Source organism: Shewanella sp. 10N.286.52.A9, assembly GCF_041468985.1.
Lineage (GTDB): Bacteria > Pseudomonadota > Gammaproteobacteria > Enterobacterales > Shewanellaceae > Shewanella > Shewanella japonica.
Genome location: NZ_JBFRJQ010000049.1, coordinates 1 through 1,211, shown reverse-complemented (window position 1 = coordinate 1,211; position 1,211 = coordinate 1). Strand labels below are relative to the sequence as shown.

The window sequence follows — 1,211 nt, the reverse complement described above, 5'->3', positions numbered from 1 at the left end:
TGGCTAAAGAAAAATTTGAACGTAGTAAACCACACGTAAACGTGGGTACAATTGGTCACGTTGACCATGGTAAAACTACTCTAACAGCAGCTATCTCAGCAGTATTGACGAAAGCATACGGCGGTGAGACTAAAGATTTCGCACAAATCGATAACGCTCCAGAAGAGCGTGAGCGTGGTATTACAATTAATACTTCTCACATCGAATATGACACGCCTACACGTCACTACGCACACGTAGATTGTCCTGGTCACGCCGATTATGTTAAAAACATGATTACTGGTGCTGCACAAATGGACGGTGCTATCTTAGTAGTAGCAGCAACTGATGGCCCAATGCCACAGACTCGTGAGCACATCCTACTTTCACGTCAGGTTGGTGTACCTTTCGTTATCGTATTCATGAACAAATGTGACATGGTTGATGATGAAGAGCTACTTGAATTAGTAGAAATGGAAGTACGTGAACTTCTTTCTGAATATGACTTCCCAGGTGATGACTTACCAGTTATCCAAGGTTCTGCACTTAAAGCGCTTGAAGGCGATGCAGCTTGGGAACCAAAAATCATTGAACTTGCTGAAGCTCTAGATACTTACATCCCAGAGCCAGAGCGTGACATCGATAAGCCTTTCCTACTACCTATTGAAGATGTATTCTCAATTTCAGGTCGTGGTACAGTTGTTACTGGTCGTGTAGAGCGCGGTATCATCACTGTAGGTGACGAAGTAGAAATCGTTGGTGTTAAAGACACAACTAAAACGACTTGTACTGGTGTTGAAATGTTCCGTAAGCTGCTTGACGAAGGTCGTGCAGGTGAGAACTGTGGTGTTTTATTACGTGGTACTAAGCGTGATGAAGTTGAACGTGGTCAAGTACTTGCTAAGCCAGGTACAATCACTCCTCACACTACATTCGAATCAGAAGTATACGTGTTAAGCAAAGAAGAAGGCGGACGTCACACTCCATTCTTCAAAGGCTACCGTCCACAGTTCTACTTCCGTACAACTGACGTAACTGGTACTATCGAGCTTCCAGAAGGCGTTGAAATGGTAATGCCAGGTGACAACATCAAGATGGTTGTTACTCTAATCTACCCAATCGCGATGGACGACGGTTTACGTTTCGCTATCCGTGAAGGTGGCCGTACAGTTGGTGCTGGTGTTGTAGCTAAAATCGTTGCTTAATAGCGAAGTTAGTTAACACATTAAAAA

General features: G+C 43.8%; 1 protein-coding gene. It reads left to right on the top strand.

Annotated elements, in window-relative coordinates:
* On the top strand, positions 1–1,184 hold a 1,184-nt coding region (gene tuf, locus AB4128_RS20690), incomplete at its 5' end, for an elongation factor Tu (protein ID WP_082420084.1).
* Between the last annotated feature and the right edge of the window lie 27 nt (positions 1,185–1,211).